General features: G+C 66.8%; 20 protein-coding genes. 12 read left to right on the top strand and 8 right to left on the bottom strand.

What is annotated here, in order from left to right; genetic code table 11:
• Positions 1 to 428: DUF1345 domain-containing protein (locus tag AC1DC5_RS18890; RefSeq protein ID WP_476866176.1), on the bottom strand; the 428-nt coding region annotated here is incomplete at its 3' end.
• Between the two features lie 240 nt (positions 429 to 668).
• Between AC1DC5_RS18890 and rpsF the strand changes: the two genes are divergently transcribed.
• From rpsF to rplI, 4 genes are all read left to right on the top strand, one after another.
• The gene (gene rpsF / locus AC1DC5_RS18885; protein ID WP_056428835.1) at positions 669 to 974 is read left to right on the top strand and encodes a 30S ribosomal protein S6; all 306 of its coding nucleotides are present in this window, start codon (positions 669 to 671) and stop codon (positions 972 to 974) included.
• A gap of 56 nt (positions 975 to 1,030) precedes the next feature.
• Positions 1,031 to 1,621: a single-stranded DNA-binding protein gene (locus AC1DC5_RS18880; protein ID WP_224048018.1), complete on the top strand. Its 591-nt coding sequence runs from the start codon at positions 1,031 to 1,033 to the stop codon at positions 1,619 to 1,621.
• A gap of 125 nt (positions 1,622 to 1,746) precedes the next feature.
• Positions 1,747 to 1,986 (top strand): 30S ribosomal protein S18, encoded by a 240-nt coding sequence (gene rpsR / locus AC1DC5_RS18875; RefSeq protein WP_003800144.1) that lies wholly within the window; start codon positions 1,747 to 1,749, stop codon positions 1,984 to 1,986.
• Positions 1,987 to 2,003: 17 nt separating this feature from the next.
• On the top strand, positions 2,004 to 2,456 hold the full coding sequence (rplI, locus tag AC1DC5_RS18870; RefSeq protein ID WP_441407251.1) for a 50S ribosomal protein L9: 453 nt from the start codon (positions 2,004 to 2,006) through the stop codon (positions 2,454 to 2,456).
• 160 nt (positions 2,457 to 2,616) lie between these two features.
• Here rplI and AC1DC5_RS18865 read toward each other — a convergent pair whose 3' ends face one another.
• Positions 2,617 to 3,075, bottom strand: a complete 459-nt coding sequence (locus AC1DC5_RS18865) for a DUF1801 domain-containing protein (RefSeq protein WP_476866175.1) — start codon at positions 3,073 to 3,075, stop codon at positions 2,617 to 2,619.
• Between the two features lie 65 nt (positions 3,076 to 3,140).
• On the opposite strand from AC1DC5_RS18865, the gene AC1DC5_RS18860 reads away from it, so the two are divergent.
• The 3 genes from AC1DC5_RS18860 (at position 3,141) to AC1DC5_RS18850 (ending at position 5,224) form a co-directional block, all read left to right on the top strand.
• The gene (locus AC1DC5_RS18860; protein WP_476866174.1) at positions 3,141 to 4,001 is read left to right on the top strand and encodes a PhzF family phenazine biosynthesis protein; all 861 of its coding nucleotides are present in this window, start codon (positions 3,141 to 3,143) and stop codon (positions 3,999 to 4,001) included.
• Between the two features lie 165 nt (positions 4,002 to 4,166).
• On the top strand, positions 4,167 to 4,793 hold the full coding sequence (locus AC1DC5_RS18855) for an FMN reductase (protein WP_441407254.1): 627 nt from the start codon (positions 4,167 to 4,169) through the stop codon (positions 4,791 to 4,793).
• A 65-nt stretch (positions 4,794 to 4,858) separates the two neighbouring features.
• Positions 4,859 to 5,224 (top strand): TFIIB-type zinc ribbon-containing protein, encoded by a 366-nt coding sequence (locus AC1DC5_RS18850; protein WP_476866173.1) that lies wholly within the window; start codon positions 4,859 to 4,861, stop codon positions 5,222 to 5,224.
• A gap of 16 nt (positions 5,225 to 5,240) precedes the next feature.
• Here AC1DC5_RS18850 and AC1DC5_RS18845 read toward each other — a convergent pair whose 3' ends face one another.
• Both AC1DC5_RS18845 and AC1DC5_RS18840 read right to left on the bottom strand, forming a co-directional pair.
• Positions 5,241 to 5,813, bottom strand: coding sequence for a hypothetical protein (locus tag AC1DC5_RS18845; RefSeq protein WP_441407256.1), 573 nt, complete (start codon positions 5,811 to 5,813; stop codon positions 5,241 to 5,243).
• A 4-nt stretch (positions 5,814 to 5,817) separates the two neighbouring features.
• Complete coding sequence (locus AC1DC5_RS18840; RefSeq protein ID WP_476866172.1) at positions 5,818 to 6,285, bottom strand: hypothetical protein; 468 nt, start codon at positions 6,283 to 6,285, stop codon at positions 5,818 to 5,820.
• Between the two features lie 646 nt (positions 6,286 to 6,931).
• Between AC1DC5_RS18840 and dnaB the strand changes: the two genes are divergently transcribed.
• The gene (dnaB, locus tag AC1DC5_RS18835; protein WP_224048010.1) at positions 6,932 to 8,314 is read left to right on the top strand and encodes a replicative DNA helicase; all 1,383 of its coding nucleotides are present in this window, start codon (positions 6,932 to 6,934) and stop codon (positions 8,312 to 8,314) included.
• Positions 8,315 to 8,324: 10 nt separating this feature from the next.
• On the opposite strand, the gene AC1DC5_RS18830 is transcribed toward dnaB, so the two are convergent.
• Entirely contained in the window at positions 8,325 to 9,299 is a 975-nt protein-coding gene (locus tag AC1DC5_RS18830; RefSeq protein ID WP_441407258.1) for an acyl-CoA thioesterase, read from the bottom strand.
• A gap of 161 nt (positions 9,300 to 9,460) precedes the next feature.
• Positions 9,461 to 9,895 (bottom strand): DoxX family protein, encoded by a 435-nt coding sequence (locus AC1DC5_RS18825; RefSeq protein WP_476866171.1) that lies wholly within the window; start codon positions 9,893 to 9,895, stop codon positions 9,461 to 9,463.
• Positions 9,896 to 10,038: 143 nt separating this feature from the next.
• Between AC1DC5_RS18825 and AC1DC5_RS18820 the strand changes: the two genes are divergently transcribed.
• From AC1DC5_RS18820 to AC1DC5_RS18810, 3 genes are all read left to right on the top strand, one after another.
• Positions 10,039 to 11,394, top strand: a complete 1,356-nt coding sequence (locus AC1DC5_RS18820) for an MATE family efflux transporter (RefSeq protein WP_441407260.1) — start codon at positions 10,039 to 10,041, stop codon at positions 11,392 to 11,394.
• Positions 11,395 to 11,411: 17 nt separating this feature from the next.
• A complete protein-coding gene (locus tag AC1DC5_RS18815; RefSeq protein WP_476866170.1) occupies positions 11,412 to 12,005 on the top strand; it encodes a hypothetical protein in 594 nt (197 codons plus the stop codon).
• 84 nt (positions 12,006 to 12,089) lie between these two features.
• On the top strand, positions 12,090 to 12,470 hold the full coding sequence (locus AC1DC5_RS18810; RefSeq protein WP_441407262.1) for a hypothetical protein: 381 nt from the start codon (positions 12,090 to 12,092) through the stop codon (positions 12,468 to 12,470).
• 58 nt (positions 12,471 to 12,528) lie between these two features.
• Here AC1DC5_RS18810 and AC1DC5_RS18805 read toward each other — a convergent pair whose 3' ends face one another.
• Entirely contained in the window at positions 12,529 to 13,071 is a 543-nt protein-coding gene (locus AC1DC5_RS18805; protein ID WP_476866169.1) for a CGNR zinc finger domain-containing protein, read from the bottom strand.
• 111 nt (positions 13,072 to 13,182) lie between these two features.
• Between AC1DC5_RS18805 and AC1DC5_RS18800 the strand changes: the two genes are divergently transcribed.
• The gene (locus tag AC1DC5_RS18800) at positions 13,183 to 14,214 is read left to right on the top strand and encodes an EamA family transporter (protein ID WP_476866177.1); all 1,032 of its coding nucleotides are present in this window, start codon (positions 13,183 to 13,185) and stop codon (positions 14,212 to 14,214) included.
• A 67-nt stretch (positions 14,215 to 14,281) separates the two neighbouring features.
• On the opposite strand, the gene AC1DC5_RS18795 is transcribed toward AC1DC5_RS18800, so the two are convergent.
• Positions 14,282 to 14,521 (bottom strand): hypothetical protein (locus tag AC1DC5_RS18795; protein ID WP_441405599.1); only part of this gene is annotated, 240 nt, incomplete at its 5' end.

The raw sequence follows: 14,521 nt of genomic DNA, 5'->3' as shown, positions 1-14,521 counted from the left end.
TACAGCTCCGCGTACCGCAGCGTGAACAGCGTCTGCACCAGCAGCCAGGACAGGGCCACTGACGCCAGCGCCAGCAGCCCGCCGCCCAGACCGGACCTGCCTTCGCCGCTATGGGAATCAACGACGACGGCGGCCACCGCGCCGAGGCTGGCGACGTTGGCTGCCAGGATCAGCAGGTCGGTGATGCTGCGGGACGGGTCCTCTGTTGTTGCATGCGCGCGGGTTTCGTCGGGGTCGAAGCGGCCGATCGCGAGCCAGACCCACACGACGTAGGTCAGTGCGGCGACACCCCAGCCCGCGGCGGGAGCTGCCACCCAGTGCCCGGTCAGTCCGGTGACCGCGGCTGCGGTTGCGCCTGCGACGAGCATCGCCGCAAAACGCAGCCGGCTGCGTCGGACAGGGCTGGTGGAGGGGAATCCGGTGGTCATTCCCCGATCATGGCACAGGGTTGTCCACATAAAGGCCGGCTCTGCTTCCGGGACCTGGCCGGCACCGCCTACCCTGGACAGGCAGGGAATCGCGGAATCCGGTCCCAATGCACTAAGCTATTGAAGTCTGTGCTGCGCCCTGCCCCCGTTCCTGGGGGAATGCGGGCACATGGCACCGCAAATGAACCTCCTGTTACGGAAATGCCGTAACCGCTTAGCCCAAAGGAGGTGGGTTCACATATGCGTCCTTATGAATTGATGGTAATCATCGACCCCGAGGTCGAAGAGCGTACCGTTGAGCCAACGCTTCAGAAGTTCCTGAACGTCATCACGACCGATGGTGGAACCATCGAAAAGGTTGACATCTGGGGCCGTCGTCGCCTGGCTTACGAAATCCAGAAGAAGTCTGAAGGTATCTACGCCGTGGTGAACTTCACCGCTGAGCCGGCTACCGCCAAGGAACTTGATCGCCAGCTGAGCCTCAATGAGACCATCATGCGCACCAAGATCACCCGCCCCGAAGAGCAGAAGGTTGTTGCTGAGTAATCTCAGCTCCGAATTTTCACTCTTCACCCCCGCAGGAACGAACAAGGAGGCAGTAGATGGCAGGCGAAACCACTATTACGGTTATTGGCAATCTCACCAATGACCCCGAGCTGAGGTTCACACCGTCAGGTTCGGCAGTAGCGAACTTCACCATCGCGTCTACTCCCCGCACCTTCGACCGCCAGTCCAATGAGTGGAAGGACGGGGAAACCCTGTTCCTCCGCGCGTCGGTATGGCGTGAAGCCGCCGAAAACGTCGCCGAGTCCCTGACCAAGGGCATGCGCGTGATCGTTTCCGGCCGGCTGAAGAGCCGTTCCTACGAAACCAAGGAAGGCGAGAAGCGCACCGTTATCGAGCTTGAGGTCGATGAAATCGGCCCCAGCCTGCGCTACGCCAACGCCAAGGTCAACCGCACCCAGCGCTCCGGCGGTGGGGGTGCCGGCAACGGTGCCCAGGGTGGCTTCGGCGGCGGCAACAGCGGCGGCGGCTTCGGTGGCGGTTCTGGTGGAAACCAGGGCGGCAACTCGGGTGGAACCTGGGGCGGCAACCAGCCCGCACAGCAGCAGGATGACCCGTGGGCCACGCCCGGGGTCAGCAATGCAGGCGGCGGCTGGGGCAACGGCCCGGATTCCGAACCTCCCTTCTAAACAACATCTAAGGTTCGACGACGGACCCCGCCGGACGCCGCGAGGCGGACGGGCGCTGACCGCCGTCGGATCACCACCATCCCGTGGATCAATATCCACGGGCTCCATCGAATAGGAGCTCCACGATGGCTAAGGCTGAACTCCGTAAGCCCAAACCAAAGTCCAACCCCTTGAAGGCCGCTGACATCACTGTCATCGACTACAAGGACGTAGCATTGCTGCGCAAGTTCATCTCCGACCGCGGAAAGATCCGCGCCCGTCGCGTCACTGGCGTCACGGTGCAGGAACAGCGCAAGATCGCACAGGCAATCAAGAACGCCCGCGAAGTTGCTCTGCTGCCTTACTCCGGCGCTGGCCGCGGCTAAGGAAGGGATTAACTAACATGGCAAAGCTCATTCTGACCCACGAAGTAACCGGTCTCGGTGCTGCAGGCGATGTTGTCGAGGTCAAGGACGGTTACGCACGTAACTACCTGCTGCCCCGCAACTTCGCCCTGACCTGGTCCAAGGGTGGCGAGAAGCAGGTTGAGTCCATCAAGGCTGCCCGCGCCGCCCGCGAGCACGCTTCCCTGGAAGACGCTCAGAAGCAGGCCGCTGCACTCTCCGCCAAGCCGGTCAAGCTCGTTGTCAAGGCCGGCGAGACCGGACGCCTGTTCGGCACCGTCAAGCAGGCCGACGTTGCTGACGCTGTTGAGGCCGCTGGCCTTGGCCGTATCGACAAGCGCAAGGTTGAACTGCCGACGCACATTAAGTCGGTTGGTTCCTACCAGGCCAACGTCCGTCTGCACAACGACGTTGCCGCTGTGATCGACCTCGACGTAGTCGCAGGCAAGTAGTCGTTTCGACTGACTGAACTGCTGGAAAGCCCCCGCCTCCGGATTCCCCTGGGAACCGGACGCGGGGGCTTTCTGCTTAACTCCAACGCGTGGTCACTTACGGTCCATGGTGCCCGGCGTTATGGGCCGTAAGTGACCCTGCGTTGCTTCGGCGGGACACTCAGCCGTGGTGAAGCACCGTGGTGGCGTGCCGGTATCCGTTCCGGATCAGCTCGGCCAGCACCGCCTCGTCGACGTCCTGGAGTTTGTTGACGTACAGGCAGCCCGCGCCCGTCTTGTGTTTCCCCAGCCTGCCCAGCAGGTCAGCCGCCTCGGGGCCGTACGTCAGGCCGTAGAGCGACAGGCTGGCCTTCCGCGGCGAGAAGCCGACGGCGGCAGCGTCGCCTTCACGCCCGGTTTCATACTTGTAGTGGTAGGTGCCGAAGCCAACAATCGTCGGGCCCCACATCTCGGCCGGCTGTCCCGTGATCCCGGACATCAGGTCCAGCAGCCGGAGGCCGTCCTCCCTGCGTACGGGAGGCTCGACGGCGGCCAGGAACTCCTCGACGGACGCACCGGTTGCCACCGTCTTGTTCTGAGCCTTGTGCTGGGTATCGGCGCGGGTCCTGTTCACAGTCATGTGGGCAGTCTCCCAGACCGGGGCAGGCTTGTCAGCCGCAACGCCGCCGGTGATAGCCTGCTGCGGTGACTTTGAATCCTGCACCTGCGCCCCGTCTGAGGCCCTTCGGGCAGGTGGATGTCTTCTCGTCCGAGCCCTACCGTGGCAACCCGCTGGCGGTTGTCGTCGACGCCGAGGGTCTCTCGGCGGAGACCATGCAGCAGTTTGCCAACTGGACCAACCTCTCCGAGACCACATTCCTGCTGCCGCCCACGGACCCCGGCGCTGACTACCGGGTCAGGATCTTCACCGGCAGCGAAGAGTTCCCCTTTGCCGGACACCCCACCCTGGGCTCGGCGCATGCCTGGCTTGAGGCCGGCGGGATCCCCCGGCAGGACGGAGTGCTGGTCCAGGAGTGCGGGGCGGGGCTTGTCAGGGTAAGGCGCGACGGCGGCCGGCTGGCTTTCGCGGCCCCGCCCCTGACTCGCTCGGGACCCGTGGGGGAGGAGGACCTGGCCCGCGTTGCCGCCGGCCTGGGGATCCCGCGTGAGGCGCTGCTGGATGCCTCCTGGCTGGTCAACGGCCCGGACTGGATCGGCGTGCTGCTGGAGTCGGCGGAGCTGGTGCTGGGGATCCGGCCTGACTACGCGGCCATGGCCGGGCTCAAGGTGGGCGTCATCGGCCCCCATCCCGCCGGATCCGAGGCCGGCTTCGAGGTGCGCACCTTCATACCGGGTGACGCCGCGGCGGAAGATCCCGTTACCGGCAGCTTCAACGCCGGGGCAGCCCAGTGGCTGATCCGCAGCGGCCGGGCCCCGGAGTCGTACATTGCGGCGCAGGGGACGGTGCTGGGCCGGGCAGGCAGGGTCCACATCGACGCGGCGGGGGACGACATCTGGGTCGGCGGCAGCTCTGTGAGCTGCATCGAGGGCTTAGTCCTGCTCTGACCCCCTCCGTTGCCCTGTCAGTCCTGGTTGCCATTCCGGCCGTTTAGGGCCCAAAGGTGGTAGCGCAACGACCGTGGGAATAAACGGCGCTGGGCCCCGCTTCTACAGGTAGATGCAAACGCATGCATCAGGGCTTCGGCCCCCGCCTCACACCAGGAGCACTCCGTGGAAACCCGCCGTATCACCGTCCTTTCCGCCGGACTCGGCGTCCCGTCGTCGAGCCGCCTGCTCGCGGACCAGCTGGCCGCGTCCGCAGAACGCCAGCTCGCTGCGGCCGGATACGCAGCCGACGTCGAAGTTGTGGAGCTGCGGGACCTTGCGGTGGATATCGCGAACAACTTCGTGACCGGCTACGCGGCACCGAAGCTGGCGGGGGTGATTGCCGGCGTCCAGGCGTCGGACGGCATTATTGCCGTCAGCCCCGTTTTCAGCGCGTCCTACAGCGGCCTCTTCAAGTCCTTCATCGACGTCCTGGACCCCAAATCCCTGGCGGGAAAGGCTGTACTGCTCGGCGCCACCGCCGGAACCGACCGGCACCAAATGGTCCTGGACTTCGCCATGCGGCCGCTGTTCACGTACCTGCGCACCCGCACCGCCCCGACGGCCGTCTTTGCCGGTCCCCAGGACTGGGGGAACAACGACGACGGCGGCTCGCCCCTGTCAACGCGGATCGACCGGGCGGCGGGGGAGTTCGTCGGACTGCTGCAGGGCACGCAGCCCGAGCCCACGCAGGCTGCACTGGAGTCGCTGCCGTTCGAACAACTGCTCGCCGGCATTTCGGGCCGGCGTTGACGCCGCCGGCAGGCACGGCGAACTATTAGTTCCTCCTGGTCGTTGTGCGGGACATGAAATGTCCCGTGGATTCAATTGACCTGATTATGAGCGAACGCAGTGGTGTCGAGATCGATTACTGCCCCAAGTGCCGCGGGGTATGGCTGGACAGGGGCGAGCTGGACAAGATTCTTGACCGTGCTGCGGAGACCATGGGTCCCGCAGTGCCGGTGCCGCCGCCGGCTTCACCGGCATCGGTGCCGTCCGGCCACATCCCGCCGCCGCTCTACAACCTGGACCCGCGCAGGGACGGCCGGCGGCCGGATGACCGCCGCTATGATGACCGCCGGTACGACGAGCGGGACCGGCCCCGCTATGACCAGCCGCGCTATGACGAGCGACGCCGCCCCAAGAAGAAGGAAGGCTGGCTCGGGGAACTGTTCGACTTCTAGCCGCTGGGGCCGGAGGTCAGTCCTCGAGCAGGGCGATGAATTCGCGCGCCTGCTTGATGGAGATGTCCGAGTGGCGGGTGAGGGCCTCGGCAGCGGCCTCGGTATCGCCGCTTCTGGCCAGGGTGCGGATCCTGCCGTAGATCTCGTCGTTGAGCATGTTGCTGCTGACCTCGCGCGTAACATCGCCCTTGCTGGCGATCGCCCGGTACCGGTACGCGAACCGCTGCGGAGCGTCGTCGTCGTCCTCGGCCGGCTCCTCCTCGGGGGCCTCCGGCCGGAATGGCTGCGGATGCGCCGCCAAGGCGCCCACGGCGTCCCGCGAGGCGCGCAGGCCGTCTCCTGTGGCCTCGAAGTACAGCTTGATGGCCGCCATGGCCTGCCCTTGGGCGATCAGCGCGTAGAGGCGGCGGTGTTGGTCCTGGCTGAGCTTGGCCGCGGCTGTGCGGGCGAGTTCAAGCGGGTCGCGTGCGGGCCGGGGCGCAGTGTCCGCCCGGGGCCGGGCGCGGCGGCGGCCGAGGACGCGGGCGCCGATCAAGACCCCGGCACCGACGAAGGCCAGAATCAGGAGGGGGACTAGCAGGGATTCCATGAAGCTACAGCCGATCTACAAAATTCTTGGCGGTCAAAAGATCTGAATGGGTTGCCTGCCGCAGCAGCCTGATGGCCTGGATCTTCTTGCCGTTCCGGGCCAGCGACTGGAGTTGCAGGGTGAACTGGGGATTGAGCTGGCCCCCGGGCAGTACAGGTCCTTGGTAGCCGTGCTGCCCGGCGGCGGGCGCGGATCCCGCCTGGGCGCGTAGTGCCTGGCGGGCGTTATCTGCCTGCTGTGACTGCTGCTGTTCGTTCTGGCTGGGCCTGGTAACTGCGTCCACGCGGGCGCGGGCTGCGGTGGCGGCCTGCACCTGTGCGGCGTAGTGCGCCTGCGAACGGACTGCCAGTTCGTGCTGGTAGCGCTCCGCGTCGGACATGCCGAAGTTGCGCGGCTTGAGGGCCGTAACAAACGCCCAGAGGACTGCTGCCAGGAGGAGGGCAGGCAGTATGACCAGCAATACATCGCCCATATGAAGAGCTTATGCCAGATCGCAGTTATCCACAGCACATGCCGCGAACGGCATGCGGGGCGCCGCCGGTCCCGGCCATCGCAGCCCATCCTGAGGAGCTTCCGTGAGGACCATCACTTAATGTGCATATTTCCGGCCGAGTGTGGCCTCATGTGCCGCCCGCTATCCCCAGCCGCAGCCCGCGGGCTGTGGATGAGCTTTGCCGAAAATTCTTTTGTGTCCACACCATGAATGCAGCGTTTCCGCAGGTCAGCGGCTAAATGCAGCAACAACAAATTTTCTATCCACAGCTGTTCCCACAGGCTGTGCACAAGCAGAAGGCACTAGTGCACAGGTTATCCACAGGCGCGTCGGCCAGTCGGGTTGGTGCCTGCCGGATCGGGGGATAACGTTGCTGGAGATCGAGCTTTGGATACCGAAATCCGGTGCTGGCTGCCCGACGCCTTCCTGCAACCTCTGACCCGCAAGGGCACGGACGGACTGTGGAAAACCGGCAGTGCCGGAAGGCTGCCAAAGTGTCGGAGCCGGCTGATAGGACTTAACCCGTCGGAGATACGCCGGGTCGACGCCACGGGGCACCAAGGCCCATGGCATACGCGTCGCCGGCGCGGATATCCGCCGCGGCACACAATGAAGGACGGCAGTTTTGTCAGTTACGCATCTGGACTCAGTCGAGGGGACCCGGGGAGCCGAAGGCAGCCGCAAGCCGCCGCAGGACATTCCCGCCGAGCAGTCCGTCCTGGGCGGCATGATGCTGTCCAAGGACGCCATTGCCGACGTCGTCGAGATCCTGCGGGGCGTGGACTTCTACCGTCCCGCGCACGAGACGATCTATGAAGCGATCATCGACCTCTACGGCCGCGGCGAACCTGCCGACGCCGTCACCGTCTCGGATGAACTGACCAAACGGGGTGAGATCAACCGGATCGGCGGCCCTGCCTACCTTCACGAGCTCATCCAGACCGTTCCCACTGCCGCCAACGCGGGCTACTACGCCGAAATCGTGGGTGAACGCGCGGTCCTGCGCCGGCTGGTCAATGCCGGCACCAAGATCGTCCAGCTCGGCTACGGCCAGGACGGCGAGGTTGAAGACCTGGTCAACCAGGCCCAGGCGGAAATCTATGCCGTGGCGGAGCGCCGCACCGCAGAGGACTACGTGGTCCTCAAGGACGTCATGGAGTCCACCGTGGATGAGATCGAGGCGTCCGGCCACCGCGAGGAGGGAATGACCGGCGTCCCCACCGGCTTCTACGAACTCGACGAGCTCACGCACGGCCTGCACCCCGGCCAGATGATCGTCATCGCCGCCCGCCCCGCCGTCGGCAAGTCAACTTTCGCGTTGGACTTCGCCCGCTCCGCAGCCATCAAGAACAACCTCGCCACCGTGATGTTCTCGCTGGAAATGGGCCGGAACGAGATCGCCATGCGCCTGCTGTCCGCGGAGGCCACGATCGGCCTCCAGGACCTGCGCAAGGGCACCATCAAGGATGAGCAGTGGTCCAAGATCGCCACCACCATGGGCCGGATGAATGAGGCTCCGCTCTTCATCGATGACAGCCCCAACATGTCCCTGATGGAAATCCGGGCCAAGTGCCGCCGCCTGAAGCAGCAGCATGATCTCAAGCTCGTCATCCTTGACTACCTCCAGCTGATGAGCTCCGGCAAGAAGGTGGAGTCCCGCCAGCAGGAAGTCTCCGAATTCTCCCGTGCGCTGAAGCTGCTGGCCAAGGAGCTGCAGGTTCCCGTCATTGCCCTGTCGCAGCTGAACCGTGGCTCCGAACAGCGCCAGGACAAGCGTCCGATGGTCTCGGACCTTCGTGAATCAGGTTCCATTGAGCAGGATGCCGACATGGTCATCCTGCTGCACCGTGAGGACGTCTACGACAAGGAATCGCCGCGCGCCGGCGAGGCGGACATCCTCATCGCCAAGCACCGCAACGGCCCCACCAAGGACATTGTGGTCGCCTTCCAGGGCCACTACTCGCGGTTCGCGAACATGGCGGCCGACGCCGGCGGCGGCGGCTTCTAGCCGTACGCGGCTAAGCGCCGCCGGCCCGCAGCAGGTGGTTGGGCAGCCGGTTCCCCGGCGCCCGGCCCCGGATCTCCAGCAGCTCGCGGGCATGGGCGTGCAGCCGCTTGTCCTCCTCGGACACCGGCACCCATGGCGGGATCGGGACGGACGTGCCGTGCTCGTCGCGCGCCACCATCACGGTCAGGCAGTAGGTGGTGAGCTCCAGGTCGCGCCCCTTCGGGTCGCCCGAGCGGACATGGACCGCGATGTGCATTCCTTTGGTTCCGGTGTAGACCAGCCGGGCCTCGACTTCCACCACGTGGCCAATCAGCAGCGGGCGGTAGAAGCGCACCCCGCCGGAGAACACCGCCACCGTGTCCATCCCGCAGTACCGCGAAGCGCACACGTAGGCCGCTTCGTCAATCCACTTCATCACGATGCCGCCGTGCACCTTGCCGCCCCAGTTCACATCCGTGGGGGCGGCCACAAAGCGCAGGACCACATTCTCGGCGGTTCCGGCGTCGGTATATTCCTGTCCGCTCATCGCCTGGACGATGTCCTCGCGGACCTTGATCCGCGCCAGCGCATGGTCCCGCTGCTCGATTTCCTCCGGCGTCACCGGCTCGAACTGCGGCACCGGGATGGGCTTGCCGTCCGCGCCGACGGCCACGAAGATCACCATGCACTGGCTGCGCATCGAGGCCGGGCCGCCCTTCGGATCCCCCGAGGACACGACGGTGCGGATGTGCATGGAGGACCGGCCCGTGTAGACAATCGTCGCCTCGACGTCGACCATGTCCCCGCTGTTGACCGGATCCGCAAAGTGGATGTTGCCCACATACGCCGTCACGCAATAGGACTTGGCCCAGCCCACCGCGGCGGCATAGGCCGCCTTGTCCACCCACTCGAGTACGGTTCCGGCGTCGACCGAACCGCTGTGGCCGACGTCCGTGGGGGCCGCAAGGAAGCGCAGGGTCACGGAGTTGGCGGCGTTCTCACTCATGGTCAGAGTTTACTGACCGCCCGGGGCTGCGTCGCGGGCGGGGACACAAATACGGGCCGGGACGCCACACGTGCCCGGCGGTCGGGGGCGGATACGACGGCGGGCGGCCACCCGGAGGTGACCGCCCGCTGCCGCGCGCCGCAGGGGCGCCGGTGGTTTCCTTATGCCAGGACGCTGAGCCTGGAGCCGCCGCGGCCGAACAGGACCTTGTCCACGGAGACTTTTCCGGCGCCGACGAGGGCCACTGCCAGGGCGGCGGCAGCCAGGATCAGCACCAGTTCGTAGCCGCCCGTTTCGGCATAGATTCCGGCCGGGGCATGGACCAGGAACAGGGCGCCGAGCATGTTCACGGCGAGCAGGGCAGCGAACACGCGGGTGAGGACGCCGAGGATCAGCGCGACGCCGCCGACGAGTTCCAGCGTGGCGATGACCGGGGCCGCGACGTTGGCGGCCGGGACACCCATCTGTGTGAAGGCGGCCTGGGTGCCGGCAATGGTGAACTCATTGAATTTCTGCCAGCCGTGGGCGGCGAAGAGGAATCCCGCGACGATCCGAAGGATGGTGCGGGCCGAGGTGGTGAGTGTGGACTGGTTCATAGGGTGCCGTTCTGACGTAGGAAGGGCGGCTGCGGGCCGCCACGGATTTAGTTGAAGATTCAACTTCTAGTGTTCCGGTACGTACTTGAAAAGTCAACTAATGCGAAGCCGGGCGACGCCGGAAGTGCCGTTAGGGTGGTTCCGTGCCTGCCTCTGCCCAGACCCCCGCCACGCTGCCGTCCGCGGCCGCCCGGCGGCGGGAGATCCTGCGTCTCGCGGTGCCGGCCTTCGGTGCGCTGATTGCCGAACCGCTGTTCCTCCTCGCCGATGCGGCGATCGTCGGACATCTCGGCGTGGCCCAGCTGGCCGGCGTCGGACTCGCGTCGGCGGTGCTGCACACGGTTGTGGGCCTGATGGTGTTCCTCGCCTACTCGACCACGCCGGCCGTGGCGCGGGCGGTCGGCAACGGCCAGCTGCCCCGGGCCCTCGCGGCCGGGCGAGACGGCGTCTGGCTCGCACTGCTCCTCGGAATCGTCCTGGCCGCGGCCGGCTTCCTTGCCGCAGAACCTCTCGTTGACCTGATGGGTGCCGGCGCAGAGGTGCGGACATTCGCAGTGGAGTACCTGCGCTGGTCGATGCCCGGACTCGTGGCGATGCTGCTCATCTTCGCCGGCACCGGCGTGCTGCGGGGCCTGCAGGACACGCGGACCCCGCTCCTTGTGGCGGCCGCCGGATTCACGCTGAACGTCGTGCTCAATCTTTTTCTGGTCTACGGGCTGCAGTGGTCCGTCGCCGGCTCGGCGATCGGCACCAGCATCGCCCAGTGGGCCATGGCCCTGGTCTACGTGGTGATGGTCCAGCGAAACGCCCGCAACCACGGGGTGTCCCTGCTGCCCGATTGGCGCGGCGTCCGTGCCCTGACCAAGGTGGGCTCGTGGCTGATGCTGCGGACGCTCAGCCTGCGCATCGCGATCCTCGCCACGGTTGTCGTGGCCACGGCCCAGGGGCCGGTGAACCTGGCCGCCCACCAGCTGGCGATGACAGTCTTTACCCTGCTGGCGTTCGCCCTGGACGCCCTCGCGATTGCTGCGCAGGCGATGATCGGCAAGGAGCTCGGGGCGTCCCGCCCGTCGGCCGCGCGGGAGCTCACCGGGACCATGGTCCGCTGGGGCCTCGGCTTCGGTGTGCTCACCGGAATCCTGCTGGCCGTCGCGGCGCCGTGGGCAGGGCTGCTCTTTACGTCCGACGCCGACGTCCAGGCCGCCCTCACGCTGGCCCTGTGGGTGCTTGCCGCCGGCCAGCCGATCGCCGGCTATGTGTTTGTCCTGGACGGCGTGCTGATCGGTGCGGGAGACGCGAAATACCTGGCGATTGCCGGCGTCGTGAATCTCGCCGTGTACCTGCCGCTGCTGCTGGCCGTTGGGCAGTCCGGCGCCGCCGGCGGCGCGGGCCTGCTCTGGCTGTGGGCGGCGTTCTCGCTGGGCTACATGGCGGCCAGGGCCGTGACCCTGGGCCTCCGCGCCCGGACGGACCGGTGGATGGTCCTCGGCCCGCAGTGACGCACTAAACTGGGCGGGTGACTCTCCATGCAGCCCCTGACGCATCCGCCGCCCTTCCCGCCGCGGCGGACCTCTGGAAACCTGTGCTGGTCCGGGCCGCCATCGCACTCGCCTTCGGTGCCGTGACCGTGTTCTGGGCGTCGCCGTCACCGGAGGCCATGGGGTGGGCCGGCGGCCTCTACCTGCTGGCCACCGGCGTGGTGCTGCTCTGGACCGTGAACAGGACGGGCCTCAGGGCCGGGTCCGCACCAGGCAAGATGCTTTCCGCCGCAGGTGCCGTGCTGGCAGGGACCGGCGCCGCGGTCGCGCTCATCCCGGGCAGCCTCGTTTTCGGGCTGCTGGCGGCCCTGGGCCTTGGCCTTGCCGGCGCTGCAGAACTCTGTCTCGGCATCACCCACCGCGGCCGGTCCGTGCTCGCGCGGGACTGGATGGCCTCCGGCGCCGTCGCACTGGGCACGGCGGGCCTGCTGCCGTTCTTCATCGACCTCGGTCCGCACGCCCTCCTCGGGGTCGCCGGCGGCGGCGCCATCATCAGTGGAGTGCTCTGGGCACTGGCCGGCCTGACCCTTCGGCACGATGCACGGGCCGATTCCGCGGAGGCCGTAAACTAGTAGGGACAGGTTCTACCTTGCGTAGAACGATTGCGGTATCACAACTGCCACGCCTGGCGGCGTCGGCTGCAGGAGGAAAGCACCTTGGCACAGCAGAAATCTGGAGAACCGCGCAAGATGCGGACATCGGTCAAGGGGCCGCTCATGTTCTCCGCTTTCTGGGCTGTGCTGGCTTTCATCGCCACGCTGATCTTCGCCTCCGGCGGCACCGCGAAGATGCCCCGCTTTGACCTCGCGTTCATTGCCGCGGGCATCGCCTTCATCGTGATCCTGGTGGTGCTGGCCATGCTTTCGATGGGCCATAAGCCCAACGCCGAATATCTCGGCAAGGGATCCGGCGTCAACCTGAGTTCCAGGAACTCCGGCCACGGCGGCCATCCGGCCCAGTCCCGGGCGGAAGCCGACGCCCCGGGCGCCGGCACCGAGGACGGTCCCCGTGACACCTCCGGCGGCGACCCCCGCTAGGAAGTGCGGCGCGCCGTCGTCCCGGCGCCACGTCCGGACCCGTCCGTGAGGTGCGGGCTCAGGTCGCGGCTTTCCGTGCCCGATACGCTGCCACATGGGCGCGGTTCGCGCAGTTTCCGGTATCGCAGTAGCGCTTGGAGCGGTTCCGGCTGAGGTCCAGCACGACGGCGTCGCAGTCTTCGGCGGCGCACACCAGCATGCGGTCCATCTCTTTGCTGCGGATGACGTCCACCAGGGCCATCGCGGCCTCCGTGCTCATCCGGTCCGCCAGCGGCGCTTCCTGTGTGGCGGCGTGCAGGTGCCAGTCCCATTGATCGTGCTTGACCAGTTGGGGGAGTGCCTGCGCCTCCCGCAGCAGCCGGTTCAGGGTGTCCACTGCGGCGGACTCGTCCGCGAGCCAGAGGGCGGCAAGCTCCCCGCGGAGGCGGTGCACGCCGGCCAACTCGGCCGCGTCCCGGGTCCGTGAGCCGGCGAATTGCTCCGCCGCCAGGAACCGGTCCAGATCCTGGGTGGTGGCGAGTTGTTCATCCCCGTTGGCCGCGGTGTTAATCAGGTTCACCACGGAACGCAAGGCGATTTCTGTGTCAGGGGCAAAAAGCATCTTGACTCCTTACGTTAGCCTGGCGTACTGTCATGAGCATAACCCTACTTTACTCCTGACAGGAGGCAGCCCGTGTCTGCCGCACGCCGCACCGCCGAAGCACCGGTCACGATGGATTCCGGAACGCAGTCCGCCGGAAAACCCGACGCCGGAAAGCCCGGCGCGGCGACGGGCTTCCTGGCATCGGGCCTGGGGGTCGCCATGTTCTCCTCGGCGGTTTTCGGCCTTTCCGGCTCCTTTGCCAAGGCGCTGCTGGAGACCGGCTGGACCCCCGGCGCGGCCGTCACCGCCCGCCTCACGGGGGCCGCGCTCATCCTTGCCGTTCCCGCCATTGTGGCGCTGCGCGGACGCTGGCATCAACTCAGGGACAACTGGCTGACGATCATGCTCTTCGGATTCATCGGGGTCGCCGCCTGCCAGCTGTTCTATTTCAACGCGGTGTCCCGGCTGTCGGTAGGGGTTGCCCTGCTGCTGGAATACCTCGCCCCCGTGATCATCGTGCTGTGGCTCTGGGCCGCCAGCCGCAGGCGTCCGCGGCCCCTGACCATCGCCGGAACCCTGCTGTCACTGGGCGGGCTGGTCCTGGTCCTGGACCTGACGGGAGCCGTCAAGATCGACGTCATCGGCGTGTTGTGGGGGATCGCGGCCGCCGTCTGCCTGGCCATCTACTTCTTCATCACCGCCAAGGAGAACGACACCCTCCCGCCGATCGTCCTTGCCTCCAGCGGGCTCATGGTCGGTGCCGTCACCATGTGGCTCGCCGCCGCGACCGGCCTCCTGCCGATGGCCTTCAGCACGTCCGACACCCGGCTCGGCCCCTGGGTCACCCCCTGGTGGGTGGCTTTGGGCGGTCTCATCGTGCTGGCCACGGTGCTGGCCTACGTCTCCGGAATTGTGGCGGCGCGGGCCCTCGGTTCCAAGGTGGCCTCCTTCGTGTCGCTGACCGAAGTGTTGTTCGCCGTCATCTGGGCGTGGCTGTTGCTGGGTGAGCTGCCCGGTCCCATCCAGCTCACGGGCGGGCTGCTGATCGTCGGCGGCGTCGTGCTGGTCCGGCTGGACGAGCTCCGGACGTCGTCCGGCGCCGGTGGGGCGGCGGTGCCGGCAGCGCTCGACCATGCGAACGACGTCGAACCCGTACCGTAAGGGGGTCTGACGCAAACCGGCCCGGACGCTGCTGCGTCCGGGCCGGTTGAGTGTGCGGGCTGCCTGCCTAGCGCGAAGCGCTTTCCTGCTCGGTGGCGTTGCGGCTGGCCTGCTTGCCGGCCTCCTGCAACGCCTGGGAAACCTTGGCCAGGGCGGCTACGTGCTGGCCGTTCCATTCGCTGCGGAACTTGTCGGCGTCCGGGCCCTTCCAGTCGGTGCCCTCGAGCACCTTGGTCAGCAGCGACCTCTGCTTGTCGATCTCGGACGAACCGGCCTGCAGCTTGGTCCCAAGAGTCTTGAGCTGAGC

The sequence above is a fragment of the Arthrobacter sp. 10L424 genome, assembly GCF_056395325.1.
Note: the sequence above shows the minus strand (reverse complement) of the source record. Positions and strands in the feature narration are given on the sequence as shown.